The sequence below is a fragment of the Kitasatospora sp. NPDC091276 genome (assembly GCF_040684355.1).
Classification (GTDB): domain Bacteria; phylum Actinomycetota; class Actinomycetes; order Streptomycetales; family Streptomycetaceae; genus Kitasatospora.
In genome coordinates this window covers 183,317-206,603 of record NZ_JBFBFU010000013.1, presented here as the reverse complement: position 1 = coordinate 206,603, position 23,287 = coordinate 183,317, and the positions used below count along the sequence as shown (strand labels likewise).

The 23,287-nt window shown below is 75.5% G+C and carries 9 protein-coding genes; 5 read left to right on the top strand and 4 right to left on the bottom strand.

Translation table 11 applies throughout. The features are described 5' to 3' along the window. Positions 1-261 precede the first annotated feature (261 nt). A complete protein-coding gene (locus AB0O19_RS18800) occupies positions 262-915 on the top strand; it encodes a GAP family protein (RefSeq protein ID WP_363620756.1) in 654 nt (217 codons plus the stop codon). 106 nt (positions 916-1,021) lie between these two features. Here the strand turns inward: AB0O19_RS18800 and AB0O19_RS18795 are convergent, their stop codons facing one another. The 3 genes from AB0O19_RS18795 to AB0O19_RS18785 all read right to left on the bottom strand — a co-directional run bounded on the left by AB0O19_RS18795 (position 1,022) and on the right by AB0O19_RS18785 (position 4,196). Then, the gene (locus AB0O19_RS18795) at positions 1,022-2,002 is read right to left on the bottom strand and encodes an aldo/keto reductase (protein ID WP_363620754.1); all 981 of its coding nucleotides are present in this window, start codon (positions 2,000-2,002) and stop codon (positions 1,022-1,024) included. A gap of 391 nt (positions 2,003-2,393) precedes the next feature. Next, positions 2,394-3,266, bottom strand: coding sequence for a universal stress protein (locus AB0O19_RS18790; RefSeq protein ID WP_363620752.1), 873 nt, complete (start codon positions 3,264-3,266; stop codon positions 2,394-2,396). A gap of 273 nt (positions 3,267-3,539) precedes the next feature. After that, positions 3,540-4,196, bottom strand: a complete 657-nt coding sequence (locus tag AB0O19_RS18785) for a 1,4-alpha-glucan branching protein (RefSeq protein ID WP_363586651.1) — start codon at positions 4,194-4,196, stop codon at positions 3,540-3,542. 379 nt (positions 4,197-4,575) lie between these two features. Between AB0O19_RS18785 and AB0O19_RS18780 the strand changes: the two genes are divergently transcribed. The 3 genes from AB0O19_RS18780 to AB0O19_RS18770 all read left to right on the top strand — a co-directional run bounded on the left by AB0O19_RS18780 (position 4,576) and on the right by AB0O19_RS18770 (position 20,949). Further along, positions 4,576-5,847, top strand: coding sequence for an MFS transporter (locus tag AB0O19_RS18780; protein ID WP_363620750.1), 1,272 nt, complete (start codon positions 4,576-4,578; stop codon positions 5,845-5,847). Between the two features lie 169 nt (positions 5,848-6,016). After that, complete coding sequence (locus AB0O19_RS18775; protein ID WP_363620748.1) at positions 6,017-19,483, top strand: MupA/Atu3671 family FMN-dependent luciferase-like monooxygenase; 13,467 nt, start codon at positions 6,017-6,019, stop codon at positions 19,481-19,483. Further along, entirely contained in the window at positions 19,480-20,949 is a 1,470-nt protein-coding gene (locus AB0O19_RS18770; RefSeq protein WP_363620746.1) for a condensation domain-containing protein, read from the top strand. Before AB0O19_RS18775 ends, AB0O19_RS18770 begins: the two co-directional genes overlap by 4 nt. Positions 20,950-21,143: 194 nt before the next feature. Here the strand turns inward: AB0O19_RS18770 and AB0O19_RS18765 are convergent, their stop codons facing one another. Further along, positions 21,144-22,064 carry a DUF4232 domain-containing protein gene (locus tag AB0O19_RS18765; protein WP_363620744.1) on the bottom strand — a complete coding sequence of 307 codons (921 nt, stop codon included), beginning with the start codon at positions 22,062-22,064 and terminating at the stop codon, positions 21,144-21,146. Positions 22,065-22,331: 267 nt separating this feature from the next. Here AB0O19_RS18765 and AB0O19_RS18760 point away from each other — a divergent pair, with 267 nt between their 5' ends. Then, complete coding sequence (locus tag AB0O19_RS18760; RefSeq protein ID WP_363586646.1) at positions 22,332-23,237, top strand: hypothetical protein; 906 nt, start codon at positions 22,332-22,334, stop codon at positions 23,235-23,237. Positions 23,238-23,287: the final 50 nt, after the last annotated feature.

The window sequence follows — 23,287 nt, the reverse complement described above, 5'->3', positions numbered from 1 at the left end:
GCCGCGGTCGCGCACGGGTGACACCGCCACGGCCGTGTCCCGGGCCGACCAGGCCGCCCGGGCCCGAGGCCGGCACCCGTTCCCGGGTCCTGGCCTGTCGCGACGGGCACGGAGCGGCCGCGCGGTAGACATGGAGACCATGGAGCGCGCGCGAGACGACGTCCCGGACCCGGACCGGGCCATGCCGAGGCCCGGTCGCCCCCGGGCCTGGGCTGGACTGTGGTACCTGGGCCGTGTGCGGCGGCGGGAGGAAGGTGGTCCGTGAACGTCGTGTTGAGCGAGGTGACGCCGCTCGCCCTGGCCATCGCGCTGTCGCCGCTGCCGATCGTTCCGGCGCTCTTCCTGCTGTTCACTCCTCGGCCCAGGGCGACGGGCGGAGCCTTCCTGGCTGGGTGGGCGGCCGGGATCCTCGTGGTGGCGTCGGTGTCCGCGGCCCTCGCGGCCGTCATCGAGACCCGCGAGGAGACACCCACCTGGGCGTCCTGGACGAAGGCCGGCCTCGGCGTGGTCCTCGTCCTGCTCGCCGGGCGGCAGTGGCGCTCCCGCTCCAAGACGGGGACCCCGGCCTGGATGCGGAGCCTCACGGATGCCACGCCGGCCAAGGCCCTGCGGCTGGGCCTCCTGCTGTCGGCAGCCAACCCGAAGAACATCCTGCTGTCCGCGGCGGCGGGGCTGACCATCGGCTCCGCCGAACTGGGTCCGTCCCGTGGCGTCGCCGCCGTGGCGGTGTTCACCGCGATCGCCGTTTCCACCGTCGGGCTTCCCCTGCTGCTCCACATCGCGGCGGGGGAGCGGGTCCTCACTCCGCTGGGCAGGGCCAGGACGTGGTTGGAGACCCACAACAGCGCCGTCACCGCCCTGGTCTTGGCCGTGATCGGCGTACTCCTCGTCGTCGAGGGTGTCACCGGACTGTGACCGGTACGAGGACCTCCTCCTCGGCGGTCCCTCTCGGACCGTACGGCCCGGCCCTCCCGGCCGTCGCACGATGCGGCAGGAGGGCCGAGGCCGTGAGCGCGCGAGGCTAGAAGAACGTGGGCCGGCGCGGGACGTAGGGCTCTTCGAGGGAGTCGGTCTCCTCGGCGGTGAGCGTCAGGTCGAGCGCGGCGACGGCGTCGGCGAGGTGGTGCGGCTTGGTCGCGCCCACGATCGGGGCGGAGACGACCGGGTTCTTCAACACCCAGGCCATCGCGACCTGTGCCATCGACACACCGCGGGCCAGGGCGATGCGCTGGACAGCCTCGACGACGGCCCGGTCGCTGTCCAGGAAGATCGGCCGGTCCTGCTGATCGACTGTCCGGTTGAGCTCCGCACGTGGCGTGGAGCGTTCGCCCCAGGGCCGGGTGACCAGCCCCCCGCCCAGGGGGCTCCACGGAATGCTTCCCACGCCCTGGTCGGCGAGCAGGCCGAACATCTCGCGCTCCTCCTCGCGGTGGATCAGGCTGTACTGGTCCTGCATGGAGACGAACCGGGTCCACCCGTGGGCCTGTGCGGCATGCTGCATCTTGGCGAACTGCCAGGCCCACATCGACGAGGCACCGATGTAGCGGGCCTTGCCCGCCTTGACCACATCGTGCAGCGCCTCCATCGTCTCCTCGACCGGCGTCTGCGGGTCGAAGCGGTGGATCTGGTAGACGTCGACGTAGTCGGTGTCCAGGCGCCGCAGCGAGGCGTCGATCTGTTCCATGACGGCCTTGCGGGACAGCCCCGACCCGCCCGGTCCCTGGTGCATCGGCGCCCACAGCTTGGTGGCCACGACGATGTCCTCACGCCGGGTGTACTTGCGCAGCGCCCGCCCGACGACCTCCTCCGAGGTGCCCAGACCGTAGATGTTCGCGGTGTCCCAGAACGTGATGCCGAGTTCGACGGCCTGGCGGAAGACCGGCTCGGCCGCGTCGTCGTCGAGCGCCCAGGTCGTCCTCCTGGCCGGGTCGCCGAAGCTCATACAGCCCAGGGCGATCCGGCTGATCCTGAGCCCCGACGTTCCCAAACGCGTGTACTCCATGGCGTACTCCTCTTCCCCGGTGACGTGGACGTGTGTACCTGCTCCGAAAGGCTGCCGCCTTCACTCCCCCCACCGTGAACTCACCCTCGGCTACGAGGCCCTGGAACTCGCCGCGACACCGGACTGACCCTCATGGCCTACGGCGCCGAACCCGCCACACCCGCGTGCGACGCCCTGAACCTGCTGGCCGGCTGGGCCGCGACGATGGATCGGGACCATGATCTCCGGCTCGGAAGCCTATCCCTCTCCCATCCCGCGGCCCGGCACCTCCGCCTGACCTCGCGCTCTCATCGCGCGTCCTCCCCGGCGACTGGTCAAGGGCGATCGTCGGCATTCATGGGGCCTGCTCTGTCGTCGGAGGGCCGGAGCGGACGGCGGCCCTCGCGAGCGGTCAGGTGTCCGGGACGACGGCGACCGGGCAGCGGACGTGGTGGATCGCGGCGTGCGCCACCGGGCCGAGGTGGGCGCCGAGAGGCATCCGCCGGACGTGGCGGCCGAGGACGACCAGCCGGGCCGCCTCCGACGCTTCCACCAGGACGATGGCGGCGTTGCCCCGGACGAGCTCGGACGTCACGGTCACCTGAGGGTAGCGGGCCAGCCAGAGGGCCAGGGCGTCGGCGAACCGCTTCCGCTCGGAGGCGGACAGCTCCTTCTCCAGCCCTCCGATGGCGTCGAACGCCATGTACTCGCTGCCGGCCGGCGGCGCCCAGACGTGGACGATCCGCAGGGGTGCCGAGCGGTGGGCGGCCGCCTCGAAGGCGAACGCGAGGACGTCGTCCGGCGGATGCGCGAGGTCGACGCCCACCAGGACGGGGTCGGTGGCGGCGCCCCCCTCGTCCTCACCGGCCCGGACCAGCACCACCGGGCAGGTGGCCCGGCGCAGCACCTCCTGGCTCACCGAGCCGACCAGGAAGCCGCGCACGGGCCCCAGCCCCCGGGAGCCGAGCACGAGCACGGCGGAGGTCCGGCCGGCGGTCTCCAGCGCCTTGGCCGGGTCGTCGGGGACCTGGCGGGAGGAGACCTGGAGGCCGGCGTGCGTGGCGCGCAGCTCCGCCTCGCGGGCGGCCAGGGCGTCCCGGCTGCGGTTGTACACCTCGCTGGTGCCGACCGAGTCCCGCTTGGGCCAGGGCCAGGCCTGGAGGAGTTCGAGGGCGAGCCCGCGGCGCAGCGCCTCCCGGGCGGCCCACGCGGTGGCGGCGAGGCTCTCCGGCGAACCGTCGAAGCCCGCGACGACGGGACCGTTCACGGTGACGGGACCGTTCACGGCGACCTCCCAGGGGTTGGGTCCGGGCCGGTCGGGCCCGCAGCGAGTCGAGGGCGGCGGCGACCGTTTCGACCGCCCGCCGGAAGGGGCGGTCGAGCCGGACGCCGCGACCGTGGTCCATGCCGCGTCCCGCAGGTCGTACGTGGCCCGGGCACCCCCGGCCAGTATCGGCGGGAGCCGCGGCCGGCGCCTCCCGGCGCAGGGCCGCGCCCCGGGCGGTCCGGCCCCGGCTCGGCGGATCGGCCGGGGGAACGTGGGTGGTCAGAGCACCGGTCAGGCGCGCGGGGCGGTGTGCAGGACGGCGAACAGGCCCCGTGCGCGCGTGCCGTCGGGCAGCTGCCAGAGGCCGCCGAGGTGGCCGGCCGTCTCCGGGGCCGGGAGGGCCGCGTCGTCCGCGGCGGGGTGCAGCACCCGGTGCAGGCGCAGGGTCGCGCCCCGGGGTGCCGACAGCTCGGTGCCCTCCTGGTCGTCGGCGGCGGCGGTGGGGCTCAGGGGGGTGTCGCCGCGGTAGGAGCGGGTGACCTCCAGGTCGGGGGTGTCGCTGATGTTCTGGTCCTGGGCTTGGACCCGGCCCTCGATCAGGGCCGACAACTGGGCGACCAGCACCGGGTCGTGGCAGCCGTCGTAGGCCCAGCGCCGCCCCAGCTCGCCGTGCTCCATGGTGCCGACGAGCGCGTGCTCCGCCCCGTCGAGCGGGGCGCCGCGGTAGGTGAGCGGGACGAAGTAGGTGGCGGGGGCGGGGCCCGAGGTGTCGGTGACCACCATGAACTCGATCCCGACCTCGCCCTGGGGGTCGTCCAGCCGGAAGCCGCCGGCCTTGGCCAGGTCCGGGGCGCCCGCGCCGCCGCGGTACCAGGGGCGGGAGGGGAGCCAGGAGGCGAGCAGCTCCAGCTTGCTCGGCTGGAGGGTGGTCTGGTGGATGACGGACATGCCGGGGGTCTCCTCCGTTGTGCGAATGCGATGGTCATACCCTCCCACCCGTGCGGGGCTGACGGGCGGGCAGGTTCCGCTGCGACGTTCGTTGCCGTTCCGGCCCGGTCCTGGCCCTGCTCCTGCTCCTGGCCTAACGGGCCTCCCCGTCCTCCGTCGTCCACCGGTGGGCCTCTCGCCCGGCACCCGCGCGGCCGTCGGGCGGTAGGGCGTACCGGCACCAACTCGCCAGTCTGGCTGGAAAGATGGTTCCGGGTCGGCCGAACTTGCGATCTTTCGGACAAGCAGGCGATCAAGGTCTTGATCTGCTGAGGGGTCACCCTTAGATTGCAGTGCAATGTCACACTGAACCGACCGACACGGCGTGCCTGGGGGACCGGTGCCGGACACTGCACAGCAAGTACCGCACCAGAGCGCCGACAAGCTGCCCCGGGTGTTCTACCGGCTGGCACTGGGCGACGCCCTGTCCACGTACGGGAGCCAGCTCGACCTGGTGGCGCTCAGCCTGTTCGCCTACGAGGCGGCCGGGAACGCGCTCGGCACGGCCGGGTACCTGATCATCCGACTGGCCGGCGGCCTCGTCGGCGGCCTGGTCTCCGGGCGGCTGGTGGCCCGGACCGACCGGCGGCGGCTGATGACGGGCTGCGCGCTGGCCCAGGCGCTGGCCCTGGTCGTGGTGGCCCTCGCGCCCGTCCCGGCACGCATCCCGGTGCTCTACTCGCTCGCGCTGGTCTTCGGCGGCGCGGCCGCGGTGTGCGCCGTCGCGCTGCGGACCAGCATCCCGGAGATGGTCGGCTCCGAACGCAGGGCCCGTGCCAACAGCCTGATGGCCAGCTGCCGTTCGGCCGCCATGGTGCTCGGCTTCGCCTCCGCCGGCGTGGTGGTGGCCTGGGCCGGGTTCCGCGCGGCGCTGCTCATCGACGCGTCCAGCTTCCTGGTGTTCGCGGCGGTGGTGCTCCGGCTGCCGCTGCGCACCCGGGCCGAGCCCGCCGAGCAGCCCGCCGCAGAACCGGCTGATCCCGCCGGTCCCGCCGCGGGGGCGAAGCGGCGCGGGAGCCGGTGGCAGGCGCTGATCGTCCTGCGGGCCGCCCCGGTGGTCGGCGCGATGGCGGCGATCCGGCTGCTGGACGCCTTCGGCTCGGCCGCGCACAACATCAGCCTGCCGGTCTTCGCCAACCAGCACTCTCCCGGCAACCCGGCCGCGCTGCTGGGCATGTTCTGGGCCACCTGGGCGGTCGGCAACCTCGGCGCCCAGCAACTGGTCTCCCGGCTCCTGCTGCGCCGGGGCATCGAACCGGGCGAGCGCGCCTTCGCCCTGGGCACCTGTCTGATGTCCGGCTGTTTCATCCTGGTCTTCACCGGACTGCCGACCCCGCTGTTCCTGCTGGCGGCGGTCGGTGCCGGGCTCGGCGACGGCTTCACCGAGATCTCGTACACCACCCGGATCCAGGCCCTCGCCGACGAACGGCGCGGCCAGGCCTTCGGGTTGCTGACCTCCGCCGAGAACGTCGGCATGGGCACCGGGATGCTGCTGAGCGGATCGCTGCTGGCGCTGCTCAGCCCGCTGACCGTGGTCGGCGTCTCGCACGCCGTCCCGATCGTGCTGGCGCTCGGCTTCCTGGTCGTGGTCGCCCGGTCCCGCAAACGCTGAACCCTCCACCCCGCCGCAGTCACCCCACCGCACCCCACCTCAAGCACCGCGCCACCGGATCCGTCGGCGCCACCGCGCCGCAGGCACCAGCCCGATCCGCTCACCCGCCGTACCCCGGGGCGGTCCGTACCCGCGCGCCCCGGCACCGATCCGAAAGGTGCCGTACCTGATGAGCTCCACCGGTCCCGACCGCGCCCGGCTGCGTGCCCTGGAGGCCCGGCTGCTGCTGCGTCCCGAGGTCGCCGACTGCGCGCTGCTGCCGGTCGAGCGCGCCGACGGCCGCCGCGGGCTGCTGGCCTACCTGGTGCCCGCCGCCGACACCGACACCGCCGCGCTGCGCCGCCGGGCCGCCGCTGCCCTGCTGGACGCCGACCCGAGCGCCGAGGTGCACCTCCTGGACGGCATCGTCCGCACCCCGCAGGGCGAGCCCGACCGCGCCGCACTGGCGGCCGCCGCCGCCCGGCCACCCGCCGAGCCCGGACCCGCCCTGCGCCACCTGCGCGAACTCACCGCGCACTGGCGGCCGTTCGGCGACACCGGGACGACGACGGGCCCCGCCCCGGACGGCCCGACGGCCGCCCCCGAGGGCGCCGGGGCCGAGGCGGTCGGCGCCCCGCTGCCCGACCCGGAGCCGGACGCGCCCCGGACGCTGCCCGAGGCGCTGCTGCGCGCCGCCGAGCGGCACCCCGGGCGCGGCCTGCACCTGGTCCGGGCCGACGGCGGGGCGACCCGGCTGACCTACCGCCGACTGCTGGAGCAGGCCCGGGAGACCCTCGCCCTGCTGACCTCCGCCGGGCTGCGGGCGGGCGACCGGGTGATCCTCCAAGTCCCCGACCCGGAACGCTACTTCCCCACCCTGTGGGCCTGCCTGCTGGGCGGGGTGCAGCCGGTCACGGTGGCCCGCCCGCCGGCCTACGACGAGCGCAACCCCGTGCTGGAGAAGCTCTGGCACGCCTGGCAGACCCTGGAGGAGCCGCCGGTACTCGCCTGCGGCCCGGCCGTGGCGGGCCTGGCGCGGCTCGGGGAGCTCTACCCGGCGCCCGGGCTGCGGGTCATCGCGGTCGACCACCGGCCCGCCGATACCGATACCGGTGCCGCCACTGTCACCGGTGCCGCCACTGTCACCGGTGCCGCCACCGTCACCGGCGCCGCGCTCGACACCATCGGCGTGCCAGGCGCCGAGCACGCCCCGGACCCCGGCGACGTCGCGATCCTCCAGCTGTCCTCCGGCAGCACCGGCCGGTCCAAGGCGGTGCAGATCACCCACCGCGGCATCCTGGAGTACGTGGCCGGCGCCGCCTCCCAGGGCAGCTCGCCCGAGGACGTCACCGTCAACTGGCTGCCGCTGGACCACGTCGCCGGGCTGCTGATGTTCCACCTGCGGGACGTTGCGCTGGCCGCCGACCAGGTGCAGGTGCCCACCGAACTGGTGCTCGCCGACCCGCTGGTCTGGCTGGACACGCTGGAGCGCTACCGGGGCGCCCACTCCTGGTCGCCCAACTTCGGCTTCCGGCTGGTCGCCGAGGCGGTCCGGGCCGCCGGCCCCGGCCGGCACTGGGACCTCTCCGCGCTCAAGTCGCTGATCAACGCCGGGGAGCAGTGCACCGAGGCGGTGCTGGACGAATTCCTCGCCGCCACCGGGCCGTTCGGCGTTCGCGCGGACCACGTCCTGCTCGGCTGGGGCATGGCCGAGACCTGCACCGTGATCACCTACAAGCGCTACCACGAGGACGGCGCGCGCCGTCTGGTGCGCACCGACTCGCTGACCGGCCGGCTGGAGCCCGCCGACCCGGCCTCGCGCGAGCGCGGCACCGGCTTCCTCAGCATGGGGCGTCCCGCGCCCGGCACCCGGATGCGGGTGGCGGGCGAGGACGGCCGGGCCCTGCCCGAGCACTGGGTCGGCCGGCTCCAGGTCAACTCCGGCCGGGTGACCCCCGGTTACCTGAACAACCCGGCCGCCGACCGGGAGTCCTTCGTCGGCGACGGCTGGTTCGACACCGGAGACCTGGCCTTCCTGGCCGACGGGGAGGTGGTGCTCACCGGCCGTCGCAAGGAGATCATCATCGTCAACGGGGTGCACTACTTCTGCCACGAGCTGGAGGACGTGGTCGCCTCGGTGGCGGGGGTGCGCTCCGGGCACGTCGCCGCCTTCGGAGTCCCGGACGACCGCACCGGCACCGAGCAACTGGTGGTCGCCTACGTGCCGAACGACCAGGACGCCCCCGCGCCGCCCGTGGCCGCCGAGGTCCGGCGGCTGCTGGCCGCCCGCCGACAGCCCGCCCCCGCCCTGGTGCTGCCGGTGCCGCCGGCGGAGTTCCCGCGCACCACCAGCGGCAAGATCCAGCGCACCGCGCTGCGCCGACGGCTGCTCGACGGCGAACTCGACGAGCACATCGTGGCCCTGGACCTGGCGGAGGCCAACTCCCGGACCCTGCCGGACTGCGTGCGCCGACTCGCCTGGGAACCCCGTCCGGTGCCGCAGGCCCCGGCGGCCGGAACGGTCCCGGGCGACGGGGCTCCGGCGGGGCCGACCCTGCTGCTCGGCCCCGCCGGCCCCGGCACCCTCGCCGAGGCGCTGCGCGCCGCCCTGCCGCAGGCCGTGGTGGTGGACCGGCCGCCGACCACCGACCCGGGGGAGTGGCTGCGGGCGCTCGGCGAGGAACGCCCCGCGCGGGTGGTGCACCTGTGGGGCGCGGGGCCCGAGGGCGCGCCGCGGCCCTCGGACGCCGCTGCGCGGGACGAAGCGCTGCTCGCCCTGCTGCGGGCCCTGGCCGGCCGGCCGCCGATCGGCGAGCTGGTCACCGTCAGCGCCGGGTTGCATGCCGTGCTGCCCGGTGAACTCTCCGACCCGAGTGCGGAGTTGACGGCGGCGCTGATCGCCGGAGCCCGGGCCGAGCAACTGGTGCCGGCCGCCCGGCACATCGACCTGCCGGCGGGCGCACCGGCCGCCGAGCAGGCCGCCGCGCTGCTCGCCCTGCTGGCCGAGGCCCGGCCGGAGCCGGAGTGCGCCTGGCGCGAGGGCCGCCCGTGGGTGCCCCGGCTGGGACCGGCCGGGACCGTGACCGGGACCGCCACCGACCCCGACGCCGGGATCGTGAGCGGGCCCGACGCCGGGACCGCCACCGAGGGCTGCTCACTGCTCACCCCCGGCGCCCGCTACCTGGTCACCGGCGGCCTCGGCGGGATCGCCGCCGAGCTGCTGCCCGGCCTGCTCCGCGACCACGGCTCCCGGCTGCTCGTGATCGGCCGCACCGACCTGGACGCGCCGACCGCCGAGGCGGCCGAGCGCCGCGCCGCGCTGCGCCGGCTGTCCTCCTACGGCGGCCGGGTCGACTACCGCCGCGCCGACGTGACGGACCCCGAGCAGCTGGCGGCGGTGGTCGCCGAGGCCGAACGGGACTGGCAGGCGCCGCTGGACGGCGTGCTCCACCTCGCCGGCAGCTACCGGCTCGCGCTGCTCGCCGACACCGGCCCCGACGACTGGCGCGAGGCGGTGCGCGCCAAGACGACCGGCACGGACCACCTCGTCGAGCTGGTCCGGAAGCGGCCCGGCGCCCAGTTCGTCGGCTTCTCCTCGATGGTCGGCTTCCAGGAGGCCGTCGGCTCCACGGCGTACGCCGCCGCCAACCGCTACCTGGAGAGCGCCGTGGAACGGCTGCACCGGGAGACCGGGGCCCCGGCCTGGACGATCTCCTGGGGCCTGTGGAGCGGGGTCGGCATGAACCGCGCCACCGACCACGAGCAGGCCGCCGCCGACCGGGGCATCGCCGTGCTGAGTGCCGCGCACGGCCGCCGACTGGCCTCGCTGCTGCTGGCCGCCGCCCCGGGCCGCTGGTACGCCGGGCCCGACCCGAGCGCTCCGGCCGCGCGTCGCCGCCTGCTGGCCACCGCACCGCGACCGGTCCGCGAAGCGCCCGCCGCGCGGCCGACCGACGCGCGGCCGACTGACGAGCGGCCGACCGCCGAGCGGGCCCCGCATCGGGCCACCGAGCCGCCCGCAGCCGTACCGTCCGCCGCCACCGGGCCCGCCGGCCCCGTCCACCCCGCCACCCCTGCCGCCGCCGAGTTGCGCCGGGCCGTCCTGGACGCCTTCGAGGCCGTCCTCGACACCCCGCTCGACCCGGGCCGCCCGCTCGCCGAACTCGGCATCGGATCACTCCAGTTGATGCGGGTGCACGGCGCGCTCGGCGCCGTCCTGCCGACGCCCCCGGCGCCCACCGAGCTGTTCCGGCACCCCACCGTGGACGCCCTGATCGCGCACCTGGCCGAAGCGCCCACCGCGTCCACCGCCGCCACGACCACCGCCGCCGCGCCCGGCGCCGCCCGGGACGGCGGCCCGGACGGCGGCGACCGCCGGGTGGCCATCGTCGGCCTGGCCCTGCGCTTCCCCGGCGCCGACACCCCCGAGCAGTACTGGCGCAACATCGTCGACGGCGTCCGCAGCACCACCCGCTTCACCGAGGACGAACTGGCGGCGGCCGGCCTGCGCCCGGCGGAGTACCGCCACCCCGACTTCGTCCCGGTGACCGGCGCGCTGCCCGACACCGACCGCTTCGACGCCGAGGCCTTCGGCATCAGCGGCACCGAGGCGGCGCTGATGGACCCCCAGCAGCGCCTGCTGCTGGAGATCTGCCGCCAGGCCCTGGAGGACGGCGGCTACGACGCCCCCGACCCGCGCCGCCGGGTCGGGGTCTTCGCCGGCACCGGGATGACCCTGTACGCGCTGCGCAACTACTACCAGCACACCCTGGCCGCCACCGCCGACCCGGCCGAGCCGGTGGCCGCGCTCCAGACCGCGATCGGCAACCAGGCCGACTTCGCCGCCACCAGGGTCGCCTACCGGCTGGGCCTGACCGGGCCGGCGATCGGCGTGCAGACGGCCTGCTCGACCTCGCTGGTCGCGGTGCACCTGGCGGTGCAGTCGCTGCTGGCGGGCGACTGCGACCTGGCGCTCGCCGGGGCCGCCGCGCTGCACATCCCGCAGGCCGCCGGATACCGCTACGAGGAGGGGTCGATCCTCTCCCCGGACGGCGCCTGCCGGGCCTTCGACGCGGCGGCCGGCGGCACGGTCGGCGGCAACGGCGTCGCGGCCGTCCTGCTCAAGCGCCTGGACCGGGCGCTGGCGGACGGCGACACCGTGCACGGCGTGATCCTCGGCTCGGCCGTCAACAACGACGGCGGGCTCAAGGTCGGCTACACCGCGCCCAGCGTGGACGGGCAGGCCGCCGTGGTCGGCCGGGCCCTGGACCTGGCCGGGGTGCCGGCCGAGAGCGTCGGCTACATCGAGGCGCACGGCACCGGCACCCCGCTCGGCGACCCGATCGAGTTCCGGGCGCTGTCCCAGGCGTTCCGCGCCCGCACCGAGGCCGCCGACTTCTGCTCGCTCGGCTCGGTGAAGCCCAACATCGGCCACCTGGACACCTGCGCGGGAATGGCGGGGCTGATCAAGGCCCTGCTGGTGCTGCGGCACGGCACGATCCCGCCGCTGGTCAACTTCAGCCGCCCCAACCCCGCGCTGGAGCTCGCCGGAAGCCCGTTCCGGCTCTCCGCCGAGCGCCGGGACTGGCCGGCCGGCCCCACCCCGCGCCGGGCCGGGGTCAGCGCGCTGGGCGTCGGCGGTACCAACGCCCACCTGGTGCTGGAGGAGGCGCCGGCCGCGCCCGGCATCGCCGACCCGCGCCCCGCCCCGACCGTGCTGCCGCTGTCCGCCCGCACCGAGCAGGGCCTGACCGCCCTGGCCGGCCTGCTCCGCGACCGGCTGGCCACCGGGCCCGCCCCCGCCCCCGGCGACCTGCCGCTCACCCTCGGCGGCGGCCGCCGTGCGCTGCGCCACCGCCTCGCCGTCACCGGCGCCGACCCCGACGAGCTGCGCCGTGGCCTGGAGGCCCACCTCGCGGGCCGCACCTCCGGCGCCGCACCCGCTGCGGGCCGTACCTCCGGCGCCGTACCCGTCCACCGCGAGGCCCGGCGCGGCGACGTGCAGCCGGTGCTGCTCTTCACCGGCCAGGGCGCCCAGTACCGGGGCATGGCCGCCGAACTCCACCGCGCCTTCCCGGTCTTCCGGGCCGTGCTGGACGAGTGCGACCGGCTGCACCGCGACGCCTGGGGCGAGCCGCTGCTGCCGCTGCTGCTCGACGCCGTGCCCGAGGGCGCCGACGACGTCTGGACCACCGAGGCGGCGCAGCCCGCGCTGTTCGCCCTGCAGGCGGCCTACCTGCGGCTCTGGCAGGAGCTCGGGCTCCGTCCGGTTGCGGTCGCCGGGCACAGCGCCGGCGAGTACGCGGCCTTCCACGCGGCGGGCGCGCTCGACCTCGCCGACGGGATGTTCCTCACCGCGTTGCGCGGGCGGCTGATGCACCGGGCGACCGAGCCCGGCGCCATGACGGCGGTGATGGCCGGCCCGCAGCGGCTCGCCGCACTCGGTGACTGGCTGCCCGGGGTGGAGCTGGCCGTGGTCAACGGCGCCGGCCAGTGCGTGCTGGCCGGCGCGCCGCGCGAGATCGCGGCAGCCGAGGCCGTGCTGGCCGCCGACGGCGTGACCACCGAACGGCTCGCCACCGACCGGGCCTTCCACTCCCGCCTGCTCGACCCGGTGCTCGACCCGTTCCGCGAGCAGCTCGCCCGGCTGCGCCTGCGGCCGTTGACCGTACCGCTGGTGAGCAACCTGGGCGGCGAGGTGCTGGCTCCCGGCACCGTGCCCACGCCCGACTACTTCGTCCGGCAGACCCGGGAGACCGCGCGCTTCGACCTGGTCCTGGCCGCCCTGGATGGGCAGGGCCACGAGCTCTTCCTTGAGCTCGGCCCGCACCCGACGCTCACCGGCATGGGCCGCCGGGAGCTGCCGCACCGCCACTTCGTGGCCGGCGCCCGGCGCGGCGCACCGCCGGAGCGGCAGTTCGGCGTCGCGGCCGCCGCGTTGTGGTCCCACGGCGTCCCGCTCGACTGGGCACGCTTCGCCGCCGCCCGCGACTGGCCGGACGGCCCGGCCCGCCGCGTTCCCCTGCCGACCACCGTCTTCCAGCGCCGCCGCCACTGGTTCACCGCCCCCGACCGGCCGACCACCGAGGACTCCGCCATGCACCAGGCACCGCCGCCCCAGCAGCCCGTTCCGCCGTCGTCCATACCCGAGGCCGTATCGACGCCCGGCCCGGTGCCCGTCGTATCGGCACCCGCCGCAGTGACGCCCGCAGCGAGCCCCGAGCAACTGGCCGAGGAGGCCGTGCTGCGCCAGGTGCTGGAGCAGACGGCCCGCCAGCTCGGCCACGACGAGGGGTCGGTTGGCGCCGACGAGCCCTTCTTCGACCTCGGCGCCGACTCGCTCTCGATGATCAACATGATCCGGGACCTGGAGCGGACCTTCCGGGTACGGGTCTCGATGCGCGAACTGTTCGAGGCGGCGGACACCCCGGCCCGGCTGGCCGGGCTGATCGCCGGCCGGCTGGAGCCCGCCGTCCGGGACGCGCTGCTACCGGCCGCCGCGCCCGAGCCGGCGGCGGCTCCGGCACCGGTCCCTGCCTCCGCCCCTGCCTCGGCCCCGGAAGCGGCTCCGATACCGGCTCCGATACCGGCTCCGGCACCCCCGCCCCAGGTGGTCGCGGCAGCCGCCGTCCCCGCTCCGCCCGTCCACCTCGCTCCGCCCGTCCCGTCCGTGCCCGCGTCACCGCCCGCGCTCGCCCCGGGGGCCGACGGCGCCGGTCTGATCGAGCGCCAGCTCGACCTGCTCGGCCAGTTCTCCAACCTGATGCGTGACCAGCTCGGCCTGCTGGCCGGGACCGGGGCGGCGCCGCCCGCGCTCCCCGGGGCTGCCGCCCCCGTCGCCCTGCCGCCGGCCGTCGCCCAGGTCGCCGCCGTCACCCCGGCCGCCGCTGCCCCCGCCGTCACCTCCTCCGCCGCCGCACCCGCACCCGCGTCGGCCACCCCGCCCACCCCGCAGGTGCACGGCCCCCGGGTGACCGTCTCCCGGGAGTCCGGCATGGCCTCCGGCGGCCTGACCGACCAGCAGCGCGCCCACGTGGACGAGCTGGTCGCCCGCTTCACCGCCCGGACCGCCGCCTCCAAGGCGGTCACCCGCCGCCACCGGCGCACCCTCGCGGACAGCCGCGCCGTGGTCGGCTTCCGCTCCGCGACCAAGGAGATGCTCTACCCGCTCGCCGCCCGCCGGGCCCGGGGCTCCCGCCTGGAGGACCTCGACGGCAACACGTACGTCGACATCACCATGGGCTTCGGCGTCCTGCTGTTCGGCCACGACCCGGAGTTCGTCTCCGACGCCGTCCGCGAGCACCTGGCCGGAGGGCTGCGGCTGGGCCCGCGCGGCCCGGAGACCGGCGAGGCCGCCGAACTGCTGGCGGAGCTGACCGGCACCGAGCGGGTCGCGTTCGCCAACTCCGGCACCGAGGCGAACGCCGGGGCGATCCGGCTGGCCCGCGCGTACACCGGCCGGGACAAGATCGTCATGTTCGAGGGCTCCTACCACGGCCACTTCGACCACACCCTGGGCCGGACCGTGGGCCGCGGCGCCGACCGGGAGACCGTCCCGGTGTCGATCGGCATCCCCGGCAGCGCGGTCGCCGACCTCGTGGTGCTGCGGTACGGCGATCCGGAGAGCCTCCAGGTGATCGAGGAACTCGGCGACCGGATCGCCGCCGTGCTGGTCGAACCCGTCCAGAGCCGCCACCCGGGGCGCCAGCCGGTCGAGTTCGTCCGCGCGCTGCGCGAACTGACCGCCCGCCGCGGCATCGTGCTGGTCTTCGACCAGATGCTCACCGGCTTCCGGCCGCACCTGCGCGGCGCCGAGGGCTTCTGGGGCGTGACCCCGGACGTCTCCACCTACGGCAAGGTGCTCGGCGGCGGCTACCCGATCGGCGCGATCGCCGGGCGCGCCGACATCCTGGACGGGATCGACGGCGGCCACTGGGACTACGGGGACGACAGCTACCCGCCCAGGGACACCACCTTCTTCGGCGGCACCTACATCCAGCACCCGCTGGCGATGACCGCGGCGGGCGCCGTGCTGCGCCACCTCAAGGCGTCCGGCCCCGGCTTGCAGGAGCGGCTGAACGCCCGCACCGACGAGCTGGCCGCGACCCTCAACGGGTTCTTCGAGGAGGAGGAGTTCCCGCTGCGGCTGGCCCACTTCGGCTCGCTGTTCCGGTTCGAGCCGCGGGCCGACATGGAACTGCTCTTCCCGCAGTTGCTGACCCGCGGGGTCTACGTGTGGGAGTGGCGCAACTTCTTCCTCTCCACCGCCCACACCGACGGCGACCTGGAGTTCGTGGTCGACGCGGTCCGCGACTCGCTGCGCGACCTGCGGCGCGGCGGCTTCTTCCCGGCCTCGCCCGGGGTACGGCTCCCGGCCCCGCGCCCGGCGGCCGCACTCCCGGAGCCCGCGGCGGACGACCGTACGAGCACCGGCACCACCGGCACCACCGGCGCCGGCCACACCGAGCCCGCCGGGACGCCGTACCACCCGGTCAGCGACCCGCAGCGCCCGGTCGACTTCAGCCTCTACTTCTTCGGCGACTACCCCCTGGACTCCCCGGAGGACGAGAAGTACCGCATCGTCCTGGAGAGCGCCCGCTTCGCCGACCGGCACGACTTCCACGCCGTCTGGCTGCCGGAGCGCCACTTCCACTCCTTCGGCGGGATCTTCCCCAACCCCTCGGTCCTGGCCGCCGCACTGGCCCGGGAGACCACCCGGATCCGGCTCAACGCGGGCTGCGCGGTCCTGCCGCTGCACCACCCCGTCCGGGTGGCCGAGGAGTGGTCGGTGGTCGACAACCTGTCCGGCGGCCGGGTCGGCCTGGGCTGCGCCAGCGGCTGGCACCCCAACGACTTCCTGTTCTTCCCCGAGAACTACGGCGGCCACAAGGAGCTGATGCACCAGCAGATCGACACCGTCCGGGCGCTGTGGCGCGGCGAGCCCTACCGGGGCCGCAACGGCAAGGGGGAGCCGATCGAGGTGACCCTGCACCCGCGCCCGCTGCAGGAACAGCCGCCCATGTTCACCGCGATCGTCGGCAACCCGGACAGCTTCCGCGAGGCCGCCCGGCACGACCTGGGCATCATCACCAACCTGATGACCCAGGACGTCGCCCAGCTCGCCGAGAACGTCGCGCTCTACCGGCGCACCCGGGCCGAGCACGGCCTCGACCCGGAGGCCGGCCGGGTGGTCGTGCTCGTCCACACCTACCTGGGCGCCGACCTCGCCACCGCCCGCGAGCAGGCGTACCGCCCGTTCTGCCACTACCTGCGCTCCTCGCTCTCACTGTTCGGGCAGATGGCCAACAGCCTCGGCCTGACCCTGGACTTCGAGAACACCCCGGAGGAGGACCTGGAGTTCGTGCTGGAGCGCGCCTACGAGCGGTACTGCGCCTCCCGCGCGCTGATCGGCACCCCGGAGAGCGTGCGGTCCGTCCTGGCCGAGCTGCGGGCGGCCGGCGCGGACGAGATCGCCTGCTTCGTGGACTTCGGGCTCGCCCCCGACCTGGTGGCCTCCGGCCTGCCGCAGATCGACGCCCTGCGCCGCTCCGCCCAGCGCGGCGCCCCGCTGTCCTACGCGCAGCAGCGGATGTGGTTCCTGCACCGGATGCTGCCCGACACCGGGCAGTACAACGAGGTCAAGGCCATCGAGCTGGACGGCCCGCTCGACCCGGCCGCACTCGACACCGCGCTGCGCGCGCTGGTCGAACGGCACGTCGGGCTGCGCACCGCCTTCCGCGAGCAGGACGGCGAACCGTTCCAGCAGGTGCTCCCGGTGCCCGAGGGCCCGCTGCTGGAGCAGGTCGCGGCCGACGGGCCCGAGCACGAGGCGGTGGCCGCGCTGGTCGCCGCCGAGGGCACCCACCGCTTCGACCTGACCGAGGGCCCGCTGTTCCGGGCCCGGCTGCTGGAGACCGGGCCCGACCGGCAGGTCCTGGTGCTGTCGATGCACCACATCGTGATCGACACCCTGTCCACCGTGGTGATCACCCGGGAACTGGGCGAGCTGTACCGGGCCGCCCGGGAGCAGCGCCCCGCCCGGCTGCCGGTGCTCACCACCACCCCGGCCGCCGAAGCCGCCCGGGAGCGGGCCGCGGTGGCCGCCGGGGCATACGACGAGAGCCTCGCGTACTGGCGCAAGGTGCTCGGCGGCGACCTGCCGGTGCTGGCCCTGCCGACCGACCGGCCGCGCCCGGCGGTGCCGGACGGCCGGGGCCGCTCCCACGTCCGCCAACTTCCCGCCGAACTCTCCGACGGCCTACGGGACTTGGCCCGCAGCCGCCGCTCGACCCTGTTCATGGTGCTGCTCACCGCCTTCGCCGGGGTGCTGCAGCGCTACGGCGGCCAGGACGAGGTGGTGCTGGGCACCCCGGTGGCCAACCGGACCGAGGGCACCGAGGACCTGGTCGGCTTCTTCGTCAACTCGCTGGCGCTGCGGCTGGACCTGTCCGGGGAGCCGGACTTCGCCGAGGCGCTGGACCGGGTCCGCTCCAGCGCGCTGGACGCCTACGAGCACCAGCAGTTGCCCTTCGAGGTCCTGGTCCAGGAGCTCAACCCGCAGCGGGACACCAGCCGCAACCCGCTCTTCCAGGTCCTCGTCGAGTTCGAGAACCACGCCGTCTTCGAACTCGACCTGCCCGGGGTGACGGCCCGCCCGCTGGACCACGTGGTGGACCGCTCCGCCTTCGACCTGTCCCTCTTCCTCACCAACCTGCCGGACGGCATCCGCTGCCACGTCGAGTACGCCGAGGCCCTGTTCGACCGGGCCACGGTGGACCGGCTGTTCGACGCCTTCGAGCGGCTGCTCACCGCCGCCGTCGCCGACCCGGCCCGCCCGCTCGCCGAACTGACGGCCACCCCGGCCGACCCCGCCCTGGAGTGCGGACCCGAGGCGCAGCCGGCGCCCGCGCACCCGCTGGCGGCGGTGGCCGCCGTCGCAGCCGCCCGTCCGGACGCCCTCGCGGTGGTCGCCGCCGACGGCACCGGGACCGACTACCGGACGCTGCACGCCCGGGCCGGCGAGCTGGCGGGCCGGCTGCTGGCCGCCGGGGTGCGGGAGGGCAGCCGGGTGGGCGTGCTGCTGCCGCGCTCGGTGGACCAGGTGGCCGCGCTGCTGGCCGTGCTGCGCCTCGGCGCCGTCCACGTGCCGATCGACCCGCTGCAGGGCCCGGAGCGCTGCCGGCTGATCGCCGCGGACAGCGCACCGGCCGTGCTGCTCACCGCCTCGGACACGGACCTGATGGGCCTGTCCCTGCCGACGGTCCTGACGGACTCCGATGCCGAGGCCGATGCCGTCGTCGCCGCCGAACTGCCGCCGCTGCCCGCCCCCTCCGCGCAGGCCCCCGCGTACCTGCTGTACACCTCCGGCTCCACCGGCCGCCCCAAGGGCGTGCTGATGCACACCCTCGGCCTGTCCGCGCTGCTGGCCTGGAACGTCGCCGAGCACCCGGCCGCCCGCACGCTGCAGTACGCCTCCTGTGGGTTCGACGTCAGCGTCCAGGAGGTGCTGACCACGCTGGCCGGCGGCGGCACCCTGCTGCTGATCGAGGAGGAGACCCGCTACGACGTGACGGCGCTGGCCGCCGTGGTCCGCGCGACCCGGGCCGAGCGGCTGCACCTGCCGTACACCCCGCTGGCCGCGCTGGTCGACGCCCTCGGCGGTGAACCGGTGCCCCACCTGCGCGAACTGATCACGGGCGGCGAGCAGTTGCTGCTCACCCCCGGGCTGCGGGCCTTCCTCGCCCGCAACCCCGGCTGCCGGCTGATCAACCACTACGGCCCCACCGAGACCCACGCCGTCACGGCCGGCGAGGTCGCCCCGGACGGACCGGACCACGCGGCGATCGGCCGCCCGGTGCCGGGCACCCGCATCCTGCTGCTGGACGCCGCCGGGCGCCCCGTCCCGCCCGGGGCGGTCGGCGAGATCCACGCGCTCGGCGTCCAGGTCGGGCTCGGCTACCCCGGCCGGGAGCAGGAGAGCGCCGCCGTCTTCACCGACACCCCGGACGGCCGCCGCTACCGCACCGGCGACCTCGGCCGCTGGCGGCCCGACGGCACCCTGGAGTACCTCGGCCGCGCCGACCGCCAGGTCAAGGTGCGCGGCTACCGGATCGAGCCGGGCGAGGTCGAGACCGTGCTGCGGTCCGTCCCGGGCGTGCGCGGCGCGGCCGTGACGGCCCGCCGCACCGAGACGGGCACCACGCTGGCCGGGTACGTGCAGTGCGCCGCCGCCGAACTGCCCCGGGTCCGCGACCACCTGGCCGACCTGCTGCCCGAGCACATGGTGCCGGGGCTCTGGGCCGCGGTGGCGGCGCTGCCCTTCACCGCGCACGGCAAGCTGGACGCCGCCGCCCTGCCGGAGCCGCTGCCGCTGGGCGCGGGCCGGGCCGCCGTCGCCCCGGCCACCGAACTGGAACGCGCCGTGCAACGGCTGTGGGAGGAGGAACTCGGCCGCCCCGCAGGTGTGGAGACCTCCTTCTTCGACCTCGGCGGGCACTCGCTGGCCGCCACCCGCCTGCTGAACCGGGTCCGCGAGGCCACCGGGATCCGGACCGGCGTCCTGGACTTCTTCCGCCGCCCGACCATCCGCGCCATGGCCGCCCAGCAGCCGCAGACCGAGGACCGCCAGGCCCCGGCCTACGAGGAGGGCACGCTGTGACCCCTGTCGACGATGGCTGGCACCGGCTCGTCCGGCTGCTCGACGAGCGCGAGATCGTCCTGCGCACCACCGGCGACCGGCTCGGCTACCTCGCCCCGCCCGGCGCGCTCGACGAGGAGGCCACCGGGCTCGTCCGGGCCCACCGGGAACGGCTGCTGACCACCCTGACCGGCGCCGGCACGGCCCTCGCCGCCGCGCCCGCCGGGGTGGCACAGCGCCGGATGCACCGGGCGCACGACCGGGCGGCGGACCCGGCGGTGTGGAACATCACCCAGCGGATCGCCCTGCGCGGGCCGCTGGAGCCCGAGCGGCTGGCCGCCGCGCTGACGGCGCTGACCGGGCGCCACGAGAGCCTGCGCACCAGCTACCGGGACACCGACCTGGGCCTGCTCCAACAGGTGCTGCCGAACGCCCCGGTGCGGCTCCCGGTCGCCGACCTGCGCACGCTCACGCCCGGTGCGCGGGACGCGGCGCTCGCCGAGGCCACCCGGGCCGAGAGCGACCGCCCCTTCGACCTGGCCACGGCCCCGCTGCTGCGCGCCCGGCTGCTGCGGCCCGCCGATGACGCGTGGGTGCTGCTGCTGACGCTCCATCACATCGCGGTCGACGGATGGTCGTTGGCCACTCTGCTGGCCGATCTGGGCACGCTGTACCGCCCGGACGGGCGGCTGCCGGAGGACCCGGGCCGGATGACCGACCACGCCTGCTGGGAGCGGACCGTGGTCACCCGCGCCGCCGTCGCCGAGGCCGCCGACCACTGGGCCAAGACCCTGGACGGCGTCGCGTCGGCGGTGGACCTGCCCACCGCCCGCCCCCGCCCCGCACAGCGCTCCGGGCGGGGCGCCACGGCCGCCTTCCGCCTCCCCGCGGCACTGGCCGAGGCGGTGGGCCGCTACGCCGCCGCCCGCTCCACCACCGCTTCGGCCGTCCTGCTCGCCGCCTACGCGCGGCTGCTGGGCGAGCTGAGCGGCGCGGCGGAGACCCTGGTGGTGCTCTCCCACGCCAACCGCACCCGGCCGGCCGACGAAGGGGTCGTCGGCCTGCTCACCTTCGGCCTCCCGATCCGGCTGCCCACCCGCTCCCCGGGCGGGTTCGGGGCGTCGGTCGACACGGCCGCGACGGCGATCGCCACCGCCCTCGACCACGCCACCGTCCCCTTCGGCCTGCTGGTCGAACCGCTGCGCGAACGCGGTGTCCGGCTGCCGGACGCCTACCCGCAGGTCCTGCTCACCGTGCAGAGCACCCCGCCCGCCGTCCTCGACCTCCCCGGCCTGACCGCCGAGGTCGAGGACGTGCCGGGCCCCTCGGCCCGCTCCGACCTCCTGCTGCTCCTCACCCCGGACGCGGACGGCTACGAGGGCCTGGCCGAGTACGACGCCGACCTGTTCGACCCGGACACCGTGCGCTCCTGGCTCGACACCCTGGTGAACGACCTGGCCCGGCACCTGACGGACCGGCCGGGCTGACCGGGCGGACTGGCCGAGCGGCGGCTGACCCGGCCGAGAGGGCCTACGACCGGGTCAGCCGCCGCTCGGGCTCCTCGGCGTCGGCTTGCCGGGGGAGTGGAAGCACCCCGGGCAGTGCGATCGGAGACCAGAATTTTCCGTGGAAAATTCTCCCAGCACGAGAGCACACCGGGGGAGCATCACCGGCACCCCGCTCACGGTCGGCTGTCCTCCCTGGCCCAGGCGCCGACGCCGAGCCGTCCCGTGGTACCCAGGTCGATCTCCGGGACGACCATCACCGGGGCCGCGTCGGGGGTGGCCCGGACCCGCACGTACGGGGCGTTCACCGGGCTGCCCGCCTCCACGGTGTTGCGCCACACCAGCGTGGAACGGGCGCCCTCTCCGGGGCGCAGCACGATCTCCTGCGGCGGGTCGTCCGCGCCGGTGCCGCCGGCGATCCCGGCGCCGCCGGACAGGAAGCGCACCCCGTCGACCGGCCGGTGCTCCACGTCGAGCAGTTGCAGTGTCGGGTAGCCGTTGACGGACACCGCGGACGTCCCGCAGTTGCGCAGGTGCAGGCCGACCGCGCGCAGGCCCATCGCGGCGTCGCCGTCATCCGCGTACAGCCGCAGGCCCGAGGCCGGGCAGGGGCCGCCCGGCCGCGAGGCCTCGGCGCTGGGCACACTGCGGACCTGGACGATCTTCACCAGCGGTCCGGCGCCCGGCCGCGCCTGCCCGTGCCCGTCCAGCTCGATCCGCCCCTTCGCGGTGGCCCCCGGAGCGAGCGAGGAGACGACCTGCGTCACGTTGTCCAGCGCACCCCCGGCCGCCGAGAGCCGGCTGAACACCGCTGTGACATCAGAGGTCTCGTCCTCCGGATTGGTGACCTCGTACTCGGCGCAGGCCGCACTGGCGGCCGTGATCCGCACCCCGCCCTGTGCGAGCCCGGGCGACGCCTGCGCATCGCGGGACGACGACGGCGCCCCGCACGGCCCGGCACTGCCGGAGGCCGCCGGAATCCCCGTCGCCCCGTCTGCGCAGCCCACGAGCAGGGCCGCGCAGGCCGCGACCACCACAACCGCGGCAGCCGGCCGGCGGGCCGTCAGGTGATTCCCGGCGTTCTCGAACTGATGCATCAGCCGATGCGATCACGAACCACCCGGAACGACTATGAGCTGCGCCACTGCCCGCGCAACAGGACCGCAACGATCCGCCCGGCACCCGCCGAACCGAGGCAGGTCGGAGCTGCGGGCGCCCCTGCGCGCCGGCCGGCACCGTAGCCATCGGTGACCGGACCCCGCTGTCCGATGGTCCGAACCGGTCGCCTTCCGGTGCGGGGCGTGGTCTGCCGCGCGCGGTGGGGGATGTTCCGCGCCGGAGGCGACCCACAGAAAGGATTCTTCATGGTGGAGCACGTGTTCGCGCGCGTGGTACGGACGGTGACCGTCTCGGCCCTCGCCCTGGCGACGAGCGTCGGTGCGAGTGGTACGGCCGGCGCCGCCTCGCCGGAGGACCACCCCGTCGAGGTGAGCATCGGAGCCTCCGGTCTGCAAGCACCGGACACCGCGAAGGGCGGCCTGGTCAGTTTCCGGGTCAAGACGGACGACCCGAACGGCCGGCAGCTACAGCTGCTGCGTCCGCACGGGGGAGTGACCATCGACCAGGTCATCCGGGACCTCGCCGACGCGGTCAGCCCGTCGCCGGCCACCGCGAGCGCCGGGATCCGGGCGGTGAACGGTGAGGCGGACCTGCTGGGCGGGGCGCTGGTCACCTCGCAGGTGCACGAGCAGTTCACCGAGGAGGTCAGCCCCGGGCCGGTCTACCTGATGGACCTCACCGCGTTCCGGGCGGACCCGGCCCACCCGGTCTCCAGGCTGCTGAACCTGGTGGGTACGAACGGTCAGAACGACAACCAGGTCCGCTTCGACGACGGCATCGTGATCGAGAAGGACACGGCCGAGGGCCCGCGTTTCCAGACCGAGGACGTCGACCACGCGCACCTGGCCTACCTGGTGCACGACGGGTCCGAGCAGATCCACGAGATGCAGCTGCGGCCGATCGGTGCGGACACCACCGACGAGCAGATCGGGGAGTACCTGAGGGACGTCGCGCTGGGCGGCCTGCCGGCCCGGTCCCCGTTCACCGGGCCGGCCACCGGCCTCGGCGCCATGTCCGGCGACCGCACCGCCTCCGTGCAGGCCCACGGCCTGCAGCCCGGACGGTACGTCCTGCTCTGCATGATTCCCGACGAGCGGACGGGCGTCCCGAACGCCGGCCTGGGCATGCGCAAGATCGTCACCCTGAAGTGACCGGCCGGGCCCTGGCACGCCGGCGGCAGCGGGCTGCCAGGGCCGACCGC